The sequence below is a fragment of the Nocardia sp. CA-129566 genome (assembly GCF_050956075.1).
In the GTDB taxonomy this organism is placed as follows: domain Bacteria; phylum Actinomycetota; class Actinomycetes; order Mycobacteriales; family Mycobacteriaceae; genus Nocardia.
Genome location: NZ_CP192085.1, coordinates 8,746,718 through 8,768,254 on the forward strand (window position 1 = coordinate 8,746,718; position 21,537 = coordinate 8,768,254).

20 protein-coding genes are annotated in these 21,537 nt (G+C 66.2%); 7 read left to right on the plus strand and 13 right to left on the minus strand.

The window, feature by feature from the left end:
* Window positions 1–189: 189 nt before the first annotated feature.
* On the plus strand, window positions 190–1,476 hold the full coding sequence (locus ACQP0C_RS38850; protein WP_433728395.1) for a glycosyltransferase 87 family protein: 1,287 nt from the start codon (window positions 190–192) through the stop codon (window positions 1,474–1,476).
* A gap of 118 nt (window positions 1,477–1,594) precedes the next feature.
* On the opposite strand, the gene ACQP0C_RS38855 is transcribed toward ACQP0C_RS38850, so the two are convergent.
* Window positions 1,595–2,893 (minus strand): M18 family aminopeptidase, encoded by a 1,299-nt coding sequence (locus ACQP0C_RS38855; protein WP_433728397.1) that lies wholly within the window; start codon window positions 2,891–2,893, stop codon window positions 1,595–1,597.
* Between the two features lie 333 nt (window positions 2,894–3,226).
* Complete coding sequence (locus tag ACQP0C_RS38860; protein WP_433728399.1) at window positions 3,227–3,652, minus strand: MarR family winged helix-turn-helix transcriptional regulator; 426 nt, start codon at window positions 3,650–3,652, stop codon at window positions 3,227–3,229.
* A gap of 57 nt (window positions 3,653–3,709) precedes the next feature.
* On the opposite strand from ACQP0C_RS38860, the gene ACQP0C_RS38865 reads away from it, so the two are divergent.
* A complete protein-coding gene (locus ACQP0C_RS38865; RefSeq protein WP_433728402.1) occupies window positions 3,710–4,786 on the plus strand; it encodes a substrate-binding domain-containing protein in 1,077 nt (358 codons plus the stop codon).
* A gap of 52 nt (window positions 4,787–4,838) precedes the next feature.
* Here ACQP0C_RS38865 and purQ read toward each other — a convergent pair whose 3' ends face one another.
* Window positions 4,839–5,519: a phosphoribosylformylglycinamidine synthase subunit PurQ gene (purQ, locus tag ACQP0C_RS38870; protein ID WP_433728404.1), complete on the minus strand. Its 681-nt coding sequence runs from the start codon at window positions 5,517–5,519 to the stop codon at window positions 4,839–4,841.
* Between the two features lie 76 nt (window positions 5,520–5,595).
* A complete protein-coding gene (gene purS, locus ACQP0C_RS38875) occupies window positions 5,596–5,835 on the minus strand; it encodes a phosphoribosylformylglycinamidine synthase subunit PurS (protein WP_040686358.1) in 240 nt (79 codons plus the stop codon).
* Window positions 5,836–5,930: 95 nt separating this feature from the next.
* Between purS and ACQP0C_RS38880 the strand changes: the two genes are divergently transcribed.
* Window positions 5,931–6,575: an MBL fold metallo-hydrolase gene (locus tag ACQP0C_RS38880; protein ID WP_433681258.1), complete on the plus strand. Its 645-nt coding sequence runs from the start codon at window positions 5,931–5,933 to the stop codon at window positions 6,573–6,575.
* Between the two features lie 98 nt (window positions 6,576–6,673).
* On the opposite strand, the gene ACQP0C_RS38885 is transcribed toward ACQP0C_RS38880, so the two are convergent.
* Together ACQP0C_RS38885 and ACQP0C_RS38890 are read right to left on the minus strand one after the other, a co-directional pair.
* Window positions 6,674–8,041: a dipeptidase gene (locus ACQP0C_RS38885; protein ID WP_433728406.1), complete on the minus strand. Its 1,368-nt coding sequence runs from the start codon at window positions 8,039–8,041 to the stop codon at window positions 6,674–6,676.
* Window positions 8,042–8,077: 36 nt separating this feature from the next.
* The gene (locus ACQP0C_RS38890; protein WP_433728408.1) at window positions 8,078–8,446 is read right to left on the minus strand and encodes a glutaminase; all 369 of its coding nucleotides are present in this window, start codon (window positions 8,444–8,446) and stop codon (window positions 8,078–8,080) included.
* Between the two features lie 287 nt (window positions 8,447–8,733).
* On the opposite strand from ACQP0C_RS38890, the gene ACQP0C_RS38895 reads away from it, so the two are divergent.
* Window positions 8,734–10,152, plus strand: a complete 1,419-nt coding sequence (locus ACQP0C_RS38895) for a glutamate decarboxylase (protein WP_433728410.1) — start codon at window positions 8,734–8,736, stop codon at window positions 10,150–10,152.
* A gap of 133 nt (window positions 10,153–10,285) precedes the next feature.
* Here ACQP0C_RS38895 and ACQP0C_RS38900 read toward each other — a convergent pair whose 3' ends face one another.
* The gene (locus tag ACQP0C_RS38900; RefSeq protein WP_433728412.1) at window positions 10,286–10,987 is read right to left on the minus strand and encodes a DUF2334 domain-containing protein; all 702 of its coding nucleotides are present in this window, start codon (window positions 10,985–10,987) and stop codon (window positions 10,286–10,288) included.
* 447 nt (window positions 10,988–11,434) lie between these two features.
* Window positions 11,435–12,085, minus strand: a complete 651-nt coding sequence (locus tag ACQP0C_RS38905; RefSeq protein WP_433728414.1) for a nitroreductase family protein — start codon at window positions 12,083–12,085, stop codon at window positions 11,435–11,437.
* A 128-nt stretch (window positions 12,086–12,213) separates the two neighbouring features.
* Between ACQP0C_RS38905 and ACQP0C_RS38910 the strand changes: the two genes are divergently transcribed.
* Window positions 12,214–12,672: a MarR family winged helix-turn-helix transcriptional regulator gene (locus ACQP0C_RS38910; RefSeq protein WP_433728416.1), complete on the plus strand. Its 459-nt coding sequence runs from the start codon at window positions 12,214–12,216 to the stop codon at window positions 12,670–12,672.
* Window positions 12,673–12,703: 31 nt separating this feature from the next.
* Here ACQP0C_RS38910 and ACQP0C_RS38915 read toward each other — a convergent pair whose 3' ends face one another.
* Together ACQP0C_RS38915 and ACQP0C_RS38920 are read right to left on the minus strand one after the other, a co-directional pair.
* Window positions 12,704–14,881, minus strand: a complete 2,178-nt coding sequence (locus ACQP0C_RS38915) for a S9 family peptidase (protein WP_433728418.1) — start codon at window positions 14,879–14,881, stop codon at window positions 12,704–12,706.
* A 10-nt stretch (window positions 14,882–14,891) separates the two neighbouring features.
* Window positions 14,892–15,263 (minus strand): MerR family transcriptional regulator, encoded by a 372-nt coding sequence (locus ACQP0C_RS38920; protein WP_433728420.1) that lies wholly within the window; start codon window positions 15,261–15,263, stop codon window positions 14,892–14,894.
* Between the two features lie 187 nt (window positions 15,264–15,450).
* On the opposite strand from ACQP0C_RS38920, the gene ACQP0C_RS38925 reads away from it, so the two are divergent.
* Together ACQP0C_RS38925 and ACQP0C_RS38930 are read left to right on the plus strand one after the other, a co-directional pair.
* Window positions 15,451–16,542, plus strand: a complete 1,092-nt coding sequence (locus ACQP0C_RS38925) for an alkene reductase (protein WP_433728422.1) — start codon at window positions 15,451–15,453, stop codon at window positions 16,540–16,542.
* A 319-nt stretch (window positions 16,543–16,861) separates the two neighbouring features.
* A complete protein-coding gene (locus tag ACQP0C_RS38930; RefSeq protein ID WP_433728424.1) occupies window positions 16,862–17,905 on the plus strand; it encodes a DUF2330 domain-containing protein in 1,044 nt (347 codons plus the stop codon).
* 324 nt (window positions 17,906–18,229) lie between these two features.
* Here the strand turns inward: ACQP0C_RS38930 and ACQP0C_RS38935 are convergent, their stop codons facing one another.
* The 3 genes from ACQP0C_RS38935 to purB all read right to left on the minus strand — a co-directional run bounded on the left by ACQP0C_RS38935 (window position 18,230) and on the right by purB (window position 21,457).
* The gene (locus ACQP0C_RS38935; protein WP_433728426.1) at window positions 18,230–19,186 is read right to left on the minus strand and encodes an alpha/beta hydrolase; all 957 of its coding nucleotides are present in this window, start codon (window positions 19,184–19,186) and stop codon (window positions 18,230–18,232) included.
* A gap of 158 nt (window positions 19,187–19,344) precedes the next feature.
* Window positions 19,345–19,767, minus strand: coding sequence for an HIT family protein (locus tag ACQP0C_RS38940; RefSeq protein WP_433728428.1), 423 nt, complete (start codon window positions 19,765–19,767; stop codon window positions 19,345–19,347).
* Between the two features lie 268 nt (window positions 19,768–20,035).
* Complete coding sequence (gene purB / locus ACQP0C_RS38945; protein ID WP_433728430.1) at window positions 20,036–21,457, minus strand: adenylosuccinate lyase; 1,422 nt, start codon at window positions 21,455–21,457, stop codon at window positions 20,036–20,038.
* Between the last annotated feature and the right edge of the window lie 80 nt (window positions 21,458–21,537).

Here is a 21,537-nt window from a genome sequence, read left to right on the forward strand (position 1 = left end):
GCCCTGAAGTTTAGCTGTGGCCCTCGGTGGGCGGCCGGTCGCATCGACGCGTTGCCCGGAACGCCGGGTTTTGCGCGCGCCCGAACCGAATTCGCGGGCACCGAATGTGATGCGGAACATGGTGTAGATCGGGGCGAATGCCTAGGGTCGGCACACATTGCGCGACGTCGCGACCGCTACGCTTTGGCCGTGAACGATCGATCGGGGGTTGCGGATCCGGCGGAGCAGCCCGTCACCACGCCGAACATCCGACTCGAATCCGGCTCGCCGCGTCTATCGATGTCGAACCCGCAGGTGCGCTGGCTGCTGATCGCCGTGGGCCTGTTCGTCATCTCGGCCACCGTCTCACTGCTGGTGCACTGGTGGAACGGCTATATCGATCTGCAGGTCTATCGCAACGGCGCGCGCGTCTGGCTCGACGACGGCGAGTTGTACGGTCCGATGCCCCCGGTCGAAGGGATCGGACTGCCGTTCACCTATCCCCCGCTGGCCGCCCTGTTCTTCGCACCGCTCGCGCTGATGCCGCTGGTGCCGGCCGAGGTGCTGGTGACCGCGACCTCCGTGCTCAGCCTCGGCATCACGCTGTGGCTGGCGCTCACCCGCCTGCGCCCGACGCTCGAGCGGCGCACCGTGCTGGCGCTGGTCATCGGCGCGGTCGCGGTGGCGCAGATGTTCGAACCGACGCGCCAGACCTTCGGCTTCGGTCAGATCAATCTGGTGCTGATGGCCGCGATCACCATGGATTGCCTTGTCCGCAAACCGATCTGGCCGCGCGGCATGCTGATCGGGATCGCGGTGTCGGTGAAATTGATCCCGGCCGGATATCTGCTCTACTTCCTGCTGCGCCGGGATTGGAAGGCGGCCGGCACGCTGATCGTCTCCGCGGTCGCGGCGATCGGACTCGGATTTCTGCTGTTCCCCAGTGATTCGGCCGAATACTGGTTCCACACGCTGTTCGATACCGGCCGCATCGGCCCGCCCTACTTCGCGGGCAATCAGTCCATCAAGGGTATGGCCTTCCGCCTGGGCGTCTCCGATTCGCTGGCAACGCTGATCTGGATCACGGTGTCGCTGATCGCGATTGCCCTCGCGGCGGTGTGGATGCACCGGCTGATCCGCGCCGGCCAGCAGGTGGCCGCGCTGATGGTCAACGCGGCCGCGGTGCTGCTGGTCTCGCCGGTCTCCTGGTCGCATCACTGGGTCTGGATCGCCCCCACCCTGCTCGTCGCCGCCGACGCCATCGCCCGCGGCACCCGCAATCGCTGGTTCATCGGCACCGTCACCGCCTTCACTCTGCTGTTCCTGATCGGCCCGCAATGGCTGCTGCCGCATTCGAAGGACCTCGAACTCGGCTGGGCCTGGTGGCAGCAGATCATCGGCAGCAGTTATGTATGGGCGACGTTCGTGGTGTTCGTCATCGCGGTCGCGAAATACCACCCGAGCACCGCGGACAGCCGGGAGACGGTCAACGCCTAGCGGCGGCACCCGCGCCGTACGAACAATCGGCGCGGGTCATCGAACACTGTCAGCAGCCGTTGTCGGTTTCGCCCGTGCTCGCACCGAACGACTTCCGGCAGCTGGCAAGCCGAATGACCTACCGGCCGAGCGGCGCGGGGGTCAGGAAGGCGGCCAGCGCCGCGGCATAGGCCGCGACATCGGCCGCGCCCATCATTTCCCGCGCCGAATGCATCGCCAACTGGGGTGCGCCGACATCGACGGTCGGCATGCCGGTGCGGGCCGCGGTCATCGGACCGATCGTCGAACCGCACGGCAGATCGGCGCGGTGCACGTAGCGCTGCAGCGGCACATTCGCCTGTGCGCAGGCCAAGGCGAATGCGCCGGCGCCGATCGCGTCGGTGGCGTAGCGCAGGTTCTGGTTGACCTTGAGCACCGGGCCGCCATTGACCTCGATGCGGTGCGCGGGCTCGTGCCGGTCCGGGTAGTTGGGGTGCGTGGCATGCGCCATATCGCCGGAGGCACAGACGGATCCGGCCAGGGCGGCCAGATATTCGGCGCGGCCGCCGCCACGCGAGAGCACAATGCGCTCCAGCACCGTCGGCAGCAGATCGGACTGCGCGCCCCGATCGGATTGGCTGCCGACCTCCTCGTGGTCGAACATCGCCAGCACCGGAATGGCCGCACCGGGTTCGGCGATCGCGGCGAGGAAGGCGCGCAGTCCCGCGTAGCAGGTGCCCTGATTGTCCAGGCGCGGTGCGCTCACCAGATCGCCGTCACGACCGACCGAACGGCTCGGCGCCAGGTCATGGGTCATCAGCTCCCAGCCGAGCACGTCGGCGGGATCGACCTGCGCGCGTTCGGCGACGAAATCGAGGAACGAGCGCGGCTGCGCGCCGATACCCCAGATCGCGTTGACGTGGCGCTGCGGGTCCAGGGTGACGCCGCGACGGTCCTCGGAGAGGTGGATCGCCAGCTGCGGCACCCGCAGAATCGGTTCATCGATGCGAACCAGGCTGTCGCGCACCGCATTTCCGTCGCGCACGCTGAGCCGCCCCGAGATGCCGAGTTCGCGGTCCAGCCACGAGTTGAGCCAGGCGCCGCCATACGGTTCCAGCCCGACCAGCTGCCAGCCGACCGATACCAGATCCGGATGCTGCTTCACCCGCAGATTCGGGCTGTCGGTATGCGCGCCGACCACCCGGAACGGCGTCGCGCCCGACGCATCAGCCGTCGCCCAGGCGACCAGCGAACCGCCGCGCACGACGTAGTGCCGGCTCGGCCCGTCCGATGGCCACGGCTCCGATTCCGCGAGCGGGGTGAAGCCATGCGCCTCCAACTCCCGCGCGACCGTCCGACAGACATGGAACGGCGAGGGCGAGTCATCGATGAAGGCACACAAACCGGCGGCCGTGGCAGCGGTAGCGGAAACGGGCATGCCTGCGATCCTAAGCAGACATCGGGAAGGACCCCGTAACGCTGCACGATCTTTGATCACCGCGGCGGTGCGCTCCGACGAAGATCGCGGTCTGCACACCGGGAATCACTGTCGCGGTGTAGGACAACGCGATCTCGTCGTAGATCACTCCATGGTCGAATATCGGGCAGCGCGATGTGGCCTACATCCGGTGGGTCGTCGATCGCATCGGAATAATTCCGGAACTCAACCGAAGCAACGCCATTCCGCTCGTTCATACATACGGAACCGAGCGCTCGGGACGTTTCGGCGGATTAATTCATCCGATGATTAAGGCTGGCCTTGGTCCGAGAACTACTCGGCGGAAACGAGTTCGAGTAAACGCATCAGCTCGGCATAACGGCGCGCACCGATACGCGAGCGCAACTGCTGCTCGGCGCGCACCTCTTCGGCCCGCACCGAATCGACCAGATCCGAACCGAGCCGACTGAGGCCGATCAGGATGCGGCGGCGGTCGTCCTCGGCCGCGACCCGGAAGATCAGACCGCGTTCGGCGAGGGCATCGGCGTGCCTGGTCGCCGAGGACGGCGGTAGCTGTGACCTGGCCGCGAGCTCACTCATGGTGATCCCGAACTCGGTGGACAGATTCGACAGCATCGACCACTGATCGGCCGTGAGTTGCCTGGCACACAGGGCGGCGTCGAGGTGGCCCAGCCAACGCCGTTCCGCGGCACGCAGCGCACCATGCAGCGTGGAATATCCGCTTACAATGGTCGTCATTATTTCCTGATTTCCTGCCTGCCATGAATTTCGCTCGAACCAGAAGAAGAGTACCGAATGTCAGCGTTCGGCGAGAGCCCAGACGGCACGGTCGAGATACTGAACATAGTTCCGATGCAGGGACCGGGCGGTATCGTCGCCGCGTCGTGCGATGCCGCGGTTTCCCTGGCCGTCGATGAAATCAACGCTGGCGCAGGATTTCTCGGCCGCGAAATTCGTACTACGAAAATCGACGGCGGACGGAATCCGCGTGCCGTCGCCGACGAGGTTTCGGCGCTGCTCGCCACCGGAATGGTGCATGCGATCACCGGCTGGCATACCTCCGCGGTGCGGTTGGCGGTGGCACGCGCCAATGCCGGCCGGGTGCCATATCTCTTCGCGACCGGACACGAGGGCCTCACCAATGAGCGCCCCGGGGTGCTGATGCTCGGAGAACATCCGGCGGGCCAGACCCTGCCCGCGGTGCACTGGCTGGCGCGCGAATACGGCGTGCGCCGCTGGGCGATCATCGGCAACGACTACATCTGGCCGCGCGAATCGGCAAAGGCGGTGCGCCGCAGTCTGCCCGATCCCAGTGCCATCGTGCTGGAGCGGTTCGTCCCGCTCGGCGCACCGGATTTCGGCGACTTCCTGCGCCATCCCGCGCTGGACGAGACCGACGCCGTCATCATTCTGATGGTCGGCGCGGACGTCTCCCGCTTCAATAGGCAGTTCGCCGCGACCCGGCGCGCCGATACGCTGCTGCGCATCAGCCCGGCCGCCGACGAGAACGTGCTGCTGGCGGGCGGCCCCGACGCCAATCACAACTTCTATGTGGCGTCGAGCTTCTTCGTGGACCCACACACCAGCGACGGACGCGACCGGCTGGCCCGCTACCGCCGACTGCACGGTGACTTCGCGCCCGCGCTGACCAGCTTCAGCAATATGAGCTACGAGGCGATCCACACGCTGCGCGCGATCGGCGAGACGGTCGGATCACTACATGTGCCAGCGGTGCACGCGGCGCTCGATGCGGGCGTGCTGCTCGAAACACCCGGTGGCACCAGGAGATTCCTCGGGAACCAGGCCCAGCAGCACGGCTATATCGCGGTGGCCGATGGCGTCGATTTCGACATCATCGCCCAGATCACCTGACACGGGGACCACCACGCGAACAAGCCGCACCGGCATGCGGCTCGCGTCGGATCTACGAGGCGGCGACCAGGGTATCGAGCACCGAAAGGAACAGACCGAGGCCGTCATCGCTCGGACCGGTGAGCGGCTCGGTGGCGTGCTCCGGATGCGGCATCAGACCGACGATCCGGCCGTCGGCCGAGGCGATGCCCGCGATAGCGCGCTGCGAGCCGTTCGGATTGTCACCGGCGTAGCGGAATACCACCCGGCCCTCGCCCTCGAGTTCGTCGAGCACCCGCTCGGAGGCCTGGTAGCGCCCCTCGGCGTTCTTGATCGGGATGAGGATCTGGGCGCCGGGCTCGAAACGCGAGGTCCACACGGTATTCGCGGATTCGACGCGCAGCCATTCATCGCGGCAGACGAAGTGCAGGCCCTCGTTGCGAGTCAGCGCGCCGGGCAGCAGACCGGCTTCGCACAGCACCTGGAATCCATTGCAGATGCCCAGCACCGGCAGGCCCTTGCCCGCGGCCTTGACGACCTCGCCCATCACCGGCGCGAACCGGGCGATGGCACCGGCGCGCAGGTAGTCGCCATAGGAGAAGCCGCCGGGCACGACCACCGCGTCGACCTGCTTCAGATCGGCATCGGCATGCCAGAGGCTGACCGCCTCCGCGCCCGCCAGCTTGACCGCCCTGGCGGCATCGACATCATCGAGCGTGCCAGGGAAAGTAATGACCCCGATGCGAGCGGTCATGACTGCGCCTCGCTGACGCTCGGCTCCATCATGCCCGCACGGGCGGCTGTGTTGATGATTCGCTCGCTACGCTCGCTCATGCCGAAACCCGCACGACCTTCCAGTCCTCGATCACCGTGTTGGCGAGCAGCGCCTCGGCGATCTGTTCGAGCTCCGCGTCGCTGACACTGTCGTCGACATCGAGTTCGAATCGCTTGCCCTGCCGCACATCCGACACTCCGGCGAATCCCAGGCGCGGGAGTGCACCGGCGATGGCCTGCCCCTGCGGATCCAGGATCTCGGCCTTCGGCATCACCTCGACCACGACTCGTGCCACGCGTTGCTCCTCAGGTGGTGTTGGGGTTACCTGAGCAGCGTAGTTGTCCAGCTTGTCCGAGCTACGGTCGGGGTCGCGTCAAATAGCATGGCCCCATGCGCATAGCCCACTTCGGCCACTCCTGCGTCCTCGTCGAGTTGCACGGCAAGAAGGTGCTGTTCGATCCGGGTACCTTCTCGCACGGCTTCGAGGGCATTACCGGCCTCGATGCCATCGCGGTGACCCATCAGCACCCCGACCATATCGATCCGAACCGGATCCGAGCGTTGCTCGACAACAATCCGAACGCGCGCCTGTTCAGCGATCCACAGACCGCACAGCTTCGCGACGAACCGTGGGAGGCGGTGCACGCGGGCAATGTGATCACCCTCGGTGACCTCCAGATCACCGGAGGCGGTGGCAGGCATGCGGTGATCCACCCGGAAATCCCGGTCATCGATAACACTGTCTTCCAACTCGGCACCCCGGACGATCCAGCACAACTCGTCCACCCCGGCGATTCCCTATGGGTGCCACCCGTCCCGGTCGGCGTACTCGCGATCCCGGCTTCCGCCCCATGGATGCGCATCAGCGAGGCCGTCGACTACCTACGCGCCGTAAGCCCCCGCACCGCCTTCCCCATCCACTTCGGCATCATCCACCCCGACGCCCAGGGCATCTACTTCACCCGCCTATCCGAAATGCGCCCCGCCGGAACAGACTTCACCGTCATCTCCCCCGAAACCCACCAATACTTCTAGCCCCCGATTCGGACTCCGGTCACCATGCGCTCACGCAGGTAGACGTCGAGAAGGTGCCTGCGCGAGTGCATGGTGATCGAGTGACCAGTCCCCGGGGGTCAGGGGCGCTGTTCGGCGTAGGTGGTGAGGAAGAGGGCCTCGGCCAGGGCCATGTGTTCGATTTCGGTGGGGTCGACGCTTTCGTTGGGGGCGTGGATGAGGCATTTCGGTTCTTCGACGCCGAGGAGCATGATCTCCGCGTTGGGGTAGGTGTCGGCGAAGACGTTGCACAGGGGGATCGAGCCGCCCTGGCCCTGGGTGGTTGTCGCCCTGCGGTAGGAGGCGGTGAGTGCGGCGTCCATTGCGGTGCGCGCGGGGCCGCCGCTCGCGGATCGGAACGGTGCGCCGGTCGCTTCGGTCTCCACGGTGAGCTGGGCCCGCCACGGGGTATGTGCGCGCAGATGCGCGGTCAGCAGCTTCAGCGCCTGGTCCGGATCGGTGCCCGGGGGAATGCGCAGGCTGAGGCGGGCACGTGCGCAGGCCTGAACGGCCGCTGATGAGCCGACCACCTTCGGCGCATCGATGCCGAGGACCGTCAGCGACGGACGCGCCCAGAGCATATCGGCGACGGTGCCGTCTCCGGTGAGTTCGACGCCGCCGAGTACGCCGGCGTCGGTGCGGAATTGGTGCTCCGGGTACTGCACGCCCGGCCAGCGCTGATCATTGGGCAGACCGGCAACGGTGGTGTTGCCGTGTTCGTCGTGCAGCGATGCGAGCAGGTGGACGAGGGCGGCGAGCGCATCGGGAGCGGGACCGCCGAACATGCCGGAGTGCATCGGCCCTGCGAGCGTTTCGACGGTGACGATGACATTGACGTTGCCGCGCAATGTCTCGGTGAAGGTCGGCACGCCGACGGCGAAATTCCCACTGTCGCAGACCAGGATCGCATCGGCACGCAATAGATCCGGATTGGCCTCGACGAATCGTTCCAGTCCGCCGGTGCCCTGTTCCTCCGAGCCCTCGGCGACCAGCGTCACCCCGAGCGGCAGATCCGCACCGAGCGCGCGCAGTGCGGTCAGGTGCATCACGATATTGCCCTTGCAGTCCGCGCTGCCGCGCCCGTACCAGCGACCGTCCTTCTCGGTCAGCTCCCACGGCGGGGTGCGCCAGGCACCGTCATCCAACGGCGGCTGAACGTCGTAGTGGCAGTAGAGCAATACCGTCGGCGCGCCTTCGGGCGCGGGACGTGAGGCGATGACCGCCTTGCTACCGTCGGATGTTTCGTGCAGGCCCACCTTTGTCAGTCCGGCCGCGGCGAACACGTCGGCCACCCACTGCGCGGTCCGGTCACATTCCTCGGCAGGGAACTGCCGCGAATCGGCCACCGATTTGAACGAAACCAGTTGGGTGAGATCTATTTTCGCCTGCGGCATCAGAGCGGCCACCCGCGCGCGCAGGTCGGCGGTACCGGGATCGTCGGAAATCATGCCAGCCTCACTGATCGTGTCGTCCTCGAAAACCGTTCAGAACACCGAGAATCCGCTCGTGTGCGCGAATTTCTCCATGCAACCGCACCGGAAACCGAATTGCCCGCGGCCGCGAGCCAGCCCCCGGGCAACACCGCACCGATCCGGGACGTCGGCCGAAATGCCACCGCCGACACCACTCTTACACGCCGACCCGATCGGATCCGCGCATTCCCGCGCCGCGTCGTGGGTGCCGCGCGCCGTCATCAACGCGATGGTGTGCGCGAATATTGCCAGCAATTGGGAATCGCGCGCGCGGACGGGCCGCGTGACGGGCAGACCAGCCGCCACCAACTGCTCACCGGAGATGGCAATCGAGCGCTGCCGGACGCAATGGTCGAGCGTCAACTCCGGTGGATTGCGCATATTGCCCGAAACCGGCTCCTGATCTCGGTGTCCCCGCGCCCGAGCCCGAGCAGAAACGTTGGATTTCCCTGGATGACGAACGGCGTCTCGGCGCCCCGGTCGTCGATGTGGGATTCCGTAGCGGACAGCACTTGCTATGTGACATGCTGATAGTCCACATGCTGACGTTCAAATAGCCAGCATTAATAGGGTCTCGATGAACATGTAAGTGACACAGCCAGTTTCGAACGCCACGGAACTGAAGCCAGCTATTTTACGACAATTGCTGCGAGTGCGCTGGAGGCGAGATGGCGGCTAACCCGGAATCCGAAGACCTATTCGCGATGCCAGCATTGGACCGGACCGCGCCCAAAAGCGGATTCCCGGCTCCCGAGCTAAATCCCGACGTCGCCTATGAGATCGTGCACGACGAACTCATGCTCGACGGCGTATCCCGGATGAACCTGGCGACGTTCTGCACCACCTGGGTCGATCCCAAGGCGCTCATGTTGTTGGCCGAATCCTTCGACAAGAACATCGTCGACAAGGACGAGTACCCGCAGACGGCGGAGCTGGAGCGGCGCTGCGTGCGGATGGTGGCCGATCTGTGGCACTCCCCCGATCCATCGACCACGCTCGGCACCTCCACCACCGGATCCAGTGAGGCCGCGATACTCGGCGGTCTGGCCGCGAAATTCCGCTGGCGCAAGCGCGGCGGCACCGGCACGCCGAATTTCGTCTGCGGCCCGGTGCAGGTGTGCTGGGAGAAATTCGCGCGCTACTTCGATGTGGAGATCCGCCAGATCCCGCTGCGCGACGATCGGCTCACCATGCATCCCGACGATGTGGCCGCGCACTGTGACCACCGGACCATCATGGTGGTGCCGACCTTCGGCCAGACCTTCACCGGACTGTTCGAGGATGTCGCGGGGATCAGCAAGGCCCTCGACCAGGTACAGGCGGTCAGCGGCCTGGACATTCCGATCCATGTCGACGCCGCCAGCGGCGGGTTCCTCGCACCGTTCACCGCACCCGAGCTGATCTGGGATTTCCGCCTGCCGCGGGTCAAGTCGATCAACGCCTCCGGCCACAAGACCGGCCTGGCCCCACTCGGCTCCGGCTGGGCGATCTGGCGCGAGGCCACCGATCTGCCCAGGGAACTGATCTTCGATGTGGACTACCTCGGCGGCAGCATGCCCACCTTCAACCTCAACTTCTCCCGCCCCGGCGGGCAGGTGGTCACGCAGTACTACCTCTTCATCCGCCTCGGCCGCACCGGCTACACCCGGCTGCAGTCGGCGATCTACCACGTCGCCCAGTATCTGTCCGACGGTCTGACGCGGCTGGGGCCGTTCGAGATCATCCACGGCGGCAATCCGCACCATGGCATCACCGCGGTGTCGTGGCAGCTGCGCAACGAATCCGATTTCAACCTCTACGACCTCTCCGATCGGCTCCGCACCCGCGGCTGGCTGATCGCCGCGTACCCGCTGTCCCCCGACCGCGAGGACGAGACCGTCATGCGTGCGGTGATCCGGCACGGATTCAGCCACGACATGGCGGATCTGCTGCTCGCAGATATCGTGCGCTGCCTCGAACAATTGGTGAAGCATCCGCTGACGCCCTCGCTCACCCGCGCCGAGGCAGGCGGATTCACCCACAACGCCACCCCGGCCGTACCGACCGAACGAACCACCGAAGCCACTGCGACACAGTCGAAGTCGTGACCACGACGACCGAACTCGGGCGCCGCTGACCCGGCACCTGCGGGGCCGCGCGCCGCCGCCCGGTCACGCCATTACGGGCGGCGGCGACCCTCGTGCGGCGGTGCCGACCGCACCCCCACACGGCTTGTGCCGATCAAGCCGCCCTGGCGGCGGTGAACGGCTCCCAGCGGTACACCTCGCTGGTCGCGCCGTGGAACAGCGCGAGATCGACCGCGTCGATCATGGCCTGACGCGGACCGGAGCGGCCCAGTTGCGCGGCGGAAACGGCCAGCCGCAGCACACCACCGCGGCGCGCGGTCCTGGCCGCACCCAGCACCAGGGCGCGACACCACCACGGCTCGGCGCGGAAACCCTCGCCGATGCCGTAGACGCGCGCCTTCTGCGCGACATTTCGTTCGAGATCCAGGATCGAGGTCAGGCCGAGCGCGAGCCGGAAGCCGACCTCCGGCAGTGCCTCGATCGCGCCGGCGGAGGCATCCCAGCGCGGGGCCGCGAAGAGCCGGGTGCGCAGTTCCACCTGTTCCAGCACCCGGTCCGCGGCGGTGAGCCGCAGCCGCGCCTCGTGCCGCGGCAGCGCGGCGAATTCGGCTCTGCGGCGTTTGGTGGCCGCCTGGTCGTAGCCGTGCAGCACGATCGCATCGCCGCGGGCCCGGCGTCCGCGCAGCCAGGACTGCGTCGCCGCATCCTCGACCAACCGGTACCCGTTCTTGAGCCGGGGCGCCACCAGCAGCGAGAGGCGCACGTCGCGGCGATCCATCTCGGCCGCGAATTCGATTGCCGCGTCCCGCGTGGTGTCCCGGATCCCGGAGATCGACACGATCAGCTCAGCGTTCATGCACCTACGGTGCCAGCCGCAGATGTACTCGGCGTGCAGGGCGGATGACCCGCCGACGAACACTCCGTCACACCAGCGTCGCGTGACCCCCGCCACATCGGACAACAACCAGCATCGCTCGTCACACCAGGATCTCCGACGTGCCAGCAGCCCTGCTCAGCGCCCTGACCGTGCCACTGCTCCTGATCGCACCGGCCACGGCGCTACCCGACCCGAGGGACCCCCAGATCTTCACCCAAGACGAGAAGTGCACGGCAGCACAGGGTTTCGTGAACCAAGTGCGCGCTCGCGACGCCGGACCAGCTCGCCGACGCCTATCTGGCGATCATGGATGCGAACGGCGCATACCGGGGCACCGAGCAATACCGCGACAGCGATCGCGAGCTGTTCCTGGACAACATGCGCGCCCGCGGCCTCTGATCACAGCACTGGGATCGCCGGAGTCACCTACCAGCGATCCCAGTGCAATACCCGCTCCCTCGGCACCCGGACAGCGGGTTTGAAGTCGGTGCCGAGGGTGTAGCCCAGCGGGATGAACGCCGCGAGCATCACCTCGTCGTAAGGAATCCCCAATGCCGCGGCGAGTTCGCGCTCCAGCGGCCCCTGCGCGCTCGTCCACGTGGTGCCGAGTCCGCGGGCACGGGCCGCGAGCATGAAGCTCCATACCGCGGGCAGAATGGAACCCCAAGCGCCCGACTGGATCTCGACCGAGGCGCGATCGGTCCGGCCCTCGATGGCCGGAATCACCATGACCGGTACGCGATGGATGTTCTCGGCGAGATGGCGCAAACCGTCGAAGACCCGCTCGGTCGAACGCGGGGCATAGTTCATGCGCCACACATCGTCATCGGTCAGCGGCTGCCCGATCCCGACGGTCAGGGCACGACGGAAGATATCGCCGAGCACTCGACGCTTGGTCGCATCCGTGACAACGATGAAATGCCAGCGCTGCCGATTGCGCCCGGTCGGCGCCTGGGTGGCGAGATCGATGCACTCCTCGATCAGCTCGCGCGGTACCGGACGGTCGAAATCGAGGCGTTTGCGCACAGCACGGGTGGTGGACAGCAATTCATCCGGGGTCAGATCCAGCGTTGTCATCGAGCACTCCTCGGGCCGAAATCATCTGTGAGCAGACGATCAGACCGTATGGCCACAAATCATCTGCTGTCAAACGATTGGGCAGCAGACGATTGATGCTAGGCTGGCGCCACCGACAGCGAGGGACCATGACGACCGAGACCAAGCCGACCTACTTTCCCCAGCTCGCCGCCGAGCGGCCGGATATCGCACTGTGCCGCGCCTCGACCGCCGTGTCCCGAGCCGCCGAAATCCATGCCGGGACGCAGGGGCTGGGCGTCGGTCAGCAATTGGTGTTGAAGATGCTCGATGCCGTCGGCGCCTGCTCACAGCAGACGCTCAGCGCGGAACTGCGGATCGATCGCAGTGTCATGGTCGGCGTCTGCGATGACCTGGAGAAGTCGGGTTATGTACAGCGCGAACGCAATCCGCATGACCGGCGCTCCTACGCGGTGACCATCACCGATGCGGGCCGCGACCGGCTGCGCCGAGCGGAGGCGGCGATTCCGGCCTATCTCGATGAGACGTTCGCCGCGCTGACCGCCGCCGAGCGGCGCCAGCTCACGGCGCTGCTCGGCAAGCTATTGGCACCCGAGACCGCAGGGTAGCGCGGCCGGGCGTACCGACCGCGCATCTGCGCTAGGCGTCCGCGAGGCCGAGGGTGTCGAGGACCCAGGCGTATTCGAACGCGACTTCCTTCCACTTCTCATAGCGGCCGCTGACGCCGCCGTGGCCCGCACTCATTTCGGTCTTGAGCAGCAGTGGTGCGTCGCCGGTCTTGGTCGCGCGCAGTTTGGCGACCCACTTGGCGGGTTCGACGTAGAGGACGCGGGTGTCGTTGATGCTGGTAATGGCCAGAATCGCCGGATAGTCCTTGGCCTCGACGTTCTCGTAGGGGGCATAGGACTTCATGTAGTCGTAGACGTCCTTGTCCGCCAATGGGTTACCCCACTCGTCCCATTCGATGACAGTCAGCGGCAGCGATGGGTCCAGGATCGAGGTGAGCGGGTCGACGAAGGGCACATTGGCCAGAATGCCCTTGAACAGTTCGGGCGCCAGATTCGCCACCGCACCCATCAGCAGACCGCCCGCACTGCCACCATCGGCGACCAGCCGGTCCGGCGACGTGGCGCCGGTTTCGATGAGATGCCTTGCACAGGAGACGAAATCGGTGAAGGTGTTCTTCTTGGTGAGCGTCTTGCCGTGCTCGTACCAGAGCCGCCCCATTTCCCCGCCACCGCGCACATGCGCGACCGCGAAGACCATGCCGCGATCGAGCAGCGACAGCCGCGATACCGAGAAGGACGGATCCATGCTGGCTTCGTAGGAGCCATATCCGTACAGCAGTAGCGGTTTCGGCCCCTCGGGGAGGTTCTTCCTGCGCACCAGCGAGATCGGGATCCGGGTGCCGTCCGCCGCGATCGCCCAAACCCGGTGCTGCTCATAGTCGTTCGCATCGAAGTCGCCGAGCACCGGCTGCTCCTTGCGCAGCAGCAGTTCACCGGTCGCCGGCACATAGTCGAAGACCTGCATGGGCGTGATGAACGAGGTGAGCCCGATGCGCAGGGTCGGCTGCTCCCACTCCGGGTTGGAGCCGGAACCGACCGCGAAGAGTTCCAGATCGAATTCGAGTTCGCGCCGCTCGCCATAGCCGGATTCGGTCAGCGGCCAAATGGCGACGCGGGTCAGGGCTTCGCGCCGGTAGCTCAGCACCAGATGGCTGGCGAACGGGTCGATATCCTCGAGCCGCACATCGTCGCGGTGTCCGATCAGCAGCGTCATATTCGACGGATCCGATACCGGGGCCTCGGCGAGCACGAAGTTCTCCGCCTTCACCCCGTCCACCACATCGTTGTGCAGGATCAGAAATCGGTCCTCGCCGCCGACCACGGCATGTTCGGCGGAGTATTCGACACCCTCGCGCCGCGGCAGGATGACCCGGAATTCCCCCTCCGGATTATCGGATTCGAGCACCCGACCCTCGGTGGTGATCTTGGAGCCGACCCAGATCATCAGGTACTTCTCCGAGCGGGTCGCGCCGATACTCACCCAGTAGCGCTCATCGGGCTCGTGGAAGACCTTGACGTCATCGGCCTCCGGGGAGCCCAACCGGTGCCGCCACACGGTATCGGGCCGCCAGGATTCGTCGACCGTCTGGTAGAAGACGTGCGTACCGTCCAGCGACCAGGTCGCGCCGGGCGCGGTGCCGGCGATCTGGTCTGCGAGCACCTCGCCGGTGCGCAGATCCTTGAATCGCAGCAGGTAGCGCTCGTCACCGCTGGTATCGACGGAGTAGGCGAGCAGATTGCCGTTGTGGCTGACCGAGAAGGCGCCGAGTGCGAAGAAGTCGTGGCCGTCGGCGAGCTCATTGCTGTCGAGCAGCACCTGCTCCCCGGGGATCTCGGAATCGACCTCGAGTTGCGGTGGAGTCCAGGCGTCGATCCCCTCGGCCGCGGCGTCGATGGGACAGCGGCAATGCACACCGTATTGCTTGCCCTCGAAGCTGCGCGAGTAGTACCAGAACTCACCCATCCGGGTCGGCACCGACAGGTCGGTCTCCTGGGTGCGCGCCTTGATCTCGTCGAAGATCTTGTCCCGTAGCCCGCCGAGATGGCTGGTCTGTGCGTCGGTGTAGGCGTTCTCGGCCTCCAGGTAGGCGATGACCTCTGGACTTTCCTTATCGCGGAGCCATTCGTACTCGTCGATGAAGACGTCGCCGTGATGCACCCGCTCGGTGGGCACCGTCTTGGCGATCGGGGCCGCCACCACCGCCGATCCATTGCCGGAGCTGGTAATCGTTCCACTGTCGAGAGCCATGCGCTCCACCCTACTGTTCCGATACCTCCCCGCCCGCCGAGCTGATGATCTCGTCGAGTACCGCACAGGCTCGGTGCATATCTTCGAGTGCCCGGCCGATCCGCCTGCGCTCTTGCATGAGTTTGTCGACGAGGAACGGGGTGGCCGTGGCGTTCGGGGTGCCGTCGGTGTCATTGGTGCACGGCAGCAGTTGGGCGATGGTGTCACTGGCCAGGCCAGCGGCGAACATCTGCTGGATCCGGATGACGCGGTCGATCGCCGATTCCGGATATTCACGCTGGCCACCGGCGGTGCGCTCGGATCCGAGCATGCCCTTGGTCTCGTAGTACCGCAGCGACCGGACGCTCACCCCGGTCCGGTCGGCCAGCTCACCGATACGCATTGCTGTCCCGCCTCCCCGAACCTTTTGCCGATAAGTAAGTGCAACGAAAGTTCCGACGCGGGCCGGCGGTCGAGTACGAAGCTGCTGCTGGACGTACCCGACGAGTTACCCGTGTGCTCCCGAAATCAGCAGTTGCGGTCTTGATCTTACTTGACCTCACATCAATGTCAGGTTTTATCGTACGGCCATGCAGCTGTTGAGCGAATACCGCAATGACTTTCTCACCCTGCCCAATCGGATCGTCATGTCACCGATGACGCGGTTGCGCTCACATCCGGACGGCTCGCCGACCGCCGATGTCGCCGACTACTACGCGCAGCGGGCCAGCGCCGGACTGATCGTGACCGAGGGCATCTGGCCGCATTCGACCGGCCAGAGCGAGGCCTGGGTGCCGGGGCTGCAGACCGGTCGGCACGTCGACGCCTGGCGGCGGGTCACCGAGGCGGTGCACGCGGCGGGCGGGCGCATAATCGCCCAGCTCATGCACGGTGGACGCAAGGGACATCCGCTGGCGCGGGTCGACGGATCCTGGCCCGCCGGACCGTCCTCGGTCGTAGATGACGATCGGCCGCATCTACTCGACGGCACCAAGGCCGATCCGATCACGCCCGGTGCGTTCGACCGCGCCGAAATCGGCGCCCTCATAGGGCATTACGCGTCGGCTGCCGCCAATGCGATCGCGGCGGGCTTCGACGGAGTCGAGATCCACGGCGCCAATAGCTATCTGCCGCACCAATTCCTCGCCGATAACACCAACCTGCGCACCGATGAATTCGGCGGATCCATCGAGAACCGCATGCGGGTGCCGCTGGCCATCACCGACGCGGTCGTCGCTGCCGTCGGCTCGCGTCGTACCGGGATCCGCCTGTCGCCGGGCAATCCACAGTTCAATATGCGCGAGGCCGATCCGGCACCGCTGTATCGCGCACTGGTGACCGAATTGGACCGCCGCGATCTGGCCTATCTGCATCTGACCGATAACGACGACTATCCGGCCATCGCCGATCTACGGCAGCGCTGGCACGGCACGCTCATCGCGAATATCGGCGAGAACCGCGAGCCGACCAACGCGGTCGACGCCGAGGCCGTGCTGCGGGACGGCCGCGCCGATCTGGTGTCGTTCGGACGGGCGTTCATCTCCAATCCCGATCTGGTCGAGCGGATTACCCACGATCTGCCCTTGGCTCCGATCCGCGAGGAACTACTGTACGGACGCGATGCGGCGGGGTACAGCGACTATCCCCGTTGGGAACCGAGCTCGGCGCGGCGCGCCGGATAAGTCGGGGCGCGATCAAGAATCGGGCGCGCTCGACAATCGGGCGCGCTCGACAATCGGGTCCGCTCACAATCGGGTCCGCTCACAATCGGGACCCGCCCAAGAAACGGGGCCCGCTCGACAATCGGCCCGCGCCCAAGAAACGGGGCCCCTCGACAATCGGCACCCGCCCAAGAATCGGGCCGTGCTCAAGAATCAGGCCGTGCTCGACAATCGGCGCGCCCAAGAATCGCGGCGCGCTCGACAATCGGGGCCCGCCTGAGAATCGGCGCGCGCTCGAGAATGCGGTTGCACGGCCGCGAACCCCAGTAGGCTCGCGGCCATGCCTGCCGCAATCGCAGTTCGTCTGCTGGCCGTGGCGGCGATTCTTTTCGCCACGGCCGGAATCGGTACGCTCGCACCGGCTTCCGCCTGTGCCTGCGGTGGGGTGGCCAATCCGCCCGGTCGCCCGGCCTCGGTGGGCGAGGAGACGGCGCTGGTGGGCTGGGACGGACACCGCGAGACCGTGCTCATGCGACTTGCCCTGAAATCCGGCACCGACCAGGCGGCGCTGATCGTGCCGACACCGAAACCGGCCACCGTCGCGGGCGGCGATGCGGCGACCTTCACCGAACTGCGGAATCTGACCGCGCCCAGAATCGTCACGGAGCGTGGGTGGTTCTCCCGGTCGTCCCGGGGCAGCGCCAGCGAGGGGGCGATGAGCGCCGCGGGCGGCGGCCTCACCGTCCTCGATCGTGTTCAGCTCGGTCCGCTGGAGGCGACGACCCTGTCCGGCGGCAATCTGGACGGCATTCGAAAGTGGCTGAGCAACAACGGCTACGAAATGCGTCCGGAAGTGATCGGCACCCTCGATCCATATCTGCGCGAGGGTTGGTCATTCGTCGCGATGCGCCTCACCAGCGCCAAACCACTGGACGGCGCAATAGATCCGGTCCGCCTGACCTTCGATTCGGACCGATTCGTCTACCCGATGCGCATGTCGAGCGCCGCGAAACAGGCACAGTACGTCCATCTTTACGCACTGGGCGAGCACCGCCTGCGACGCACCGACCCAGATGCCACCACCCAGACGCTATCCGTCGATTTCGCGGGCCGAGTCACCGCCACCGATCCCCAACTCACCCAACTGGCGGCCAACGGCCACGACTACCTGACCGAACTGCGAGTTTCGATCGACCGCCCCGCAGACATCCACTCCGACTTCACCTTCGAGCCCGACACCACCGACGCGCAGGTCTACCAAACCATCCACCGATCCGAAAACATCGAACTCTTCGGCCTCCCCGCAGGCCTCGTCATCCTCGGCACAGCCTCCCTGGCCGCACTAGCCGTCATATTCGCCATCATCCGCACCCTCCGCACCTGAACAACCCACCCACCAACCCCCATATCAGACGAGAATGCGCTGGTGCAGGCACTCACTCGACGTTTACCTGCATGAGCGCATGGTGATCGCTCGTCCAAGAGGCAGGGGAGGCGGCATCTGGGGCGGGGCGGACGCTAGCTTTGGTGCGCCGGGGCCGGGGCTCCTGCCGTGGCCATCGCATGAGCTGGGGCTGTCACCATGGCTTCCCGGGAGCATCCGGTGGCCATCGCATGAGCTGGGCCACCACCATCACGCCCCAGGAGCATCCGGCAACCAACCTGAACCGAGACACCACCATCGCATCCCGGAACATCCGGGGAGGGGTCAGGCGCCGATGGCGGGGGCGATGGTGGGCCAGGAGGTGTGGAGGGTGTCCTGCCAGTAGGACCAGGAGTGGGTTCCGGTGGGGCTGTATTCGATTTGGGCGGGGATGTTCAGGGCGCGCAGGCGCTGTTCGAATTCGATGACGCAGGTGTTGACGCCTACCTCGACGGGGCCGCCGAGGAAAATGTTCTCGGCCAGTTGGGGTTTGACCTCGGCCTCGTGCGGGCCGGGGATGCCGGTGCCGGTGGAGAGGTAGATCGTCTTGCCGCGCAGGCGATCCGCGAGCGCCGCGGCATCGTGTTCGGCCCAGGCGGGGCTGCCGGGAGCGCCCCACATATTCAACGGATCGCCGCCGCGGTTGGCGATGGAGAACATCACCGCCCCCGTGGCGAGGGTGGTGTCCGGGCACGAGCTGTAACCCGCGACCGCCCGGTACATTTCGGGATGGCGAACGGCGAGGATGAAGGCGGCATTGCCGCCCATGGAAAGTCCGCCGATGGCATTGACGCCATTGCCGTAGCGCGCATCGATGATCGGCGGGAGTTCCTCGGTCAGGAACGTCTCCCATTTGTAGCGGCCGAATTTGGGATCGTCCTGCTGCCAATCGGTGTAGTAGCTGGCCTGGCCGCCGACGGGCAGCACGACATTCACGTTCTTACGCGCGAAGAATGCCTCGGCGTCGGTGGCATTGGTCCAGGTGCTCTGGTTGATGCCCGGATCGAGACCGTCCAGCAGGTAGAAAGTCGGATGCGCGCCGCCGTTCGCCGGGTGCAGGACCTGAACCTGGACGATCCGTCCCATCGATGGCGATTCGATGGAGATCGCCGAGCGCGTCGGGCTCAGCTCATCGATCCGATCGACCCGTGCCGCCGATGCCGTCGCGGGATCGACGACCATGGGGCCCACTGATGCAATCGCCAAGGCCAGCACCGCAACGGCTATCTTCGTCAGCCGCATGTCCCCACCTCTCTCACCGCATGACAATGGCCACCAAAGTAACTCACGCCGCGACGTTGGGGAAGACATTCGAAATCCCCGCGTTTCCACGGCAAACTATCCGGTACGTAACAACTTTCACGCCAACACCGGCAGCCACAGCAGGCCCGCGCGACGGCTCAGCGATCGAGCGCGCCGCGGATCGAACTCGCCAGATAATCCAGGTCGGCACGGCGCGGACTGGTCGGCCGCCCGCGTAACCCGAACCCGTCACCGGACGTGCGCGGAATGACATGCAGGTGCACATGGAATATTTCCTGACCGGCGCTCACCCCGTCGGCCAGAAAGAAGTTGACTCCATCACAGCCCACCTCGCTGGCCCGCAGCGCCCCCGCCAATTTCTGCCCGACTTGGAACAGCTTCCCGCCGACCGCCGGATCCAATTCCGCCAGACTCCGCGCCGCCACCTTCGGCACCACCAGCAAATGCCCGGGCGTCATCGGCCGAATATCCATAAACGCCACCACATCATCGTCCTCGAACACCCTGCTGGCCTCCGCCCGCCCAGCAATGATGTCGGCAAAGATCGTGTACGGATTCACGCCCGAAACCCTAACCCTCCCCAGCACCCTCACTCGGACCAGAAAAGGGCCGTCCATCCCGCGCCGAGACCTCAGCCCCGGGCACTCGCCGCTCGGCACCCGTGCTCTCCAGATGGACCGCCCGCCAGGGTCGCCCAGCCAGCCCGATAGCCGCGGTCCAGCACTCAGGACCGCTCGGGTGGCAGCGCCGAGGCCTGGAGCCTTGGGGGACGTCTACAATCCGGATTCCGCGTGAACCTGAATTGCGAACAGCCGAGCGTTCTCGGGGCTACAGGATCGGGGACGGGGTGTAGCGGGCGGCTTCGGGGTACTGGTCGACCAGCTTGTGCACCGCCGCCACCACGTCGGAGACCTGCGCTTCGGCGGCGCCGATGAAGGCGGACTTATCGGCCAGGGCGGCATCCAATTGCGCGCGGTCCAGGGGGAAGCGGGAGTCGGCGGCGAGACGGTCCAGCAGATCCGGTTCGCGGCCCTGTTCGCGCATGGCGAGCGCGACGGCCACCGCGTGTTCCTTGATGACTTCATGGGCGGTTTCGCGGCCGACGCCAGCACGGACCGCGGCCATCAGCATCCGGGTGGTGGCCAGGAACGGCAGGTAGCGGTCGAGTTCGCGGGAGACGACGGCGGGGTAGGCGCCGAATTCGGCGAGCACGGTGAGGAAGGTTTCCATCATGCCGTCGATGGCGAAGAAGGCGTCCGGGAGCGCGACGCGGCGCACGACCGAACAGAAGACATCGCCCTCATTCCATTGCGCGCCAGCCAATTCGGCGGCCATCGACGCGTAACCGCGCAGCACCACCTGCAGACCGTTGACACGCTCGCAGGAGCGGGTGTTCATCTTGTGCGGCATGGCCGAACTGCCGACCTGGCCGGGCTGGAAGCCCTCGGTGACCAGCTCATGGCCCGCCATCAGGCGGATGGTGTGCGCGAACGACGACGGACCCGCACCGACCTGCACCAGCGCCGAGAGGACGTCGTGGTCGAGCGAGCGCGGATACACCTGGCCGACGCTGGTCAGCACATTGGCGAAACCGAGATGCCGCGCGACCTGCTGCTCCAACGTCGCCAATTTGGCCGGATCGCCGCCGAGCAGGTCGAGCATGTCCTGTGCGGTGCCCATCGGGCCCTTGATGCCACGCAGCGGGTAGCGGTCGATGAGTTCGCGCAGCCGGGTCAATGCGATCAGCAGTTCGTCGGCGGCGGAGGCGAACCGCTTGCCGAGCGTGGTGGCCTGCGCGGCGACATTGTGCGAACGGCCCGCCATCACCAGCGTCTGGTATTCGGCGGCCCGCTGCGCCAACCGGGCCGCGACCGCGACACCGTGCGCGTGCACATGGTCGAGTGAGAGCCGGATCTGCAGCTGCTCCACATTCTCGGTGAGGTCGCGGCTGGTCATGCCCTTGTGCACATGCTCATGTCCGGCGAGTGCGTTGAATTCCTCGATGCGCGCCTTCACATCGTGGCGGGTGACCCGCTCGCGCTCGGCGATCGAGGCGAGATCCACCTGGTCGATGACCCGCTCGTAGTCATCGATGACGCCAGCGGGCACCTCGATGCCGAGTTCGGACTGCGCCCGCAGCACCTCCAGCCACAGCCGCCGCTCGAGCACGATCTTGTGCTCGGGCGACCAGAGATGCACCAACTCGGGGCTGGCGTATCGGGTAGCAAGAACATTCGGGACGAGGCTCACGACTGCGCCTCGCTGGCGCTCGGCTCCGTCGTGCGCCTGGGCGCTGTGCCTTTGGTTCGCTCGCTACGCTGTCTCACGTC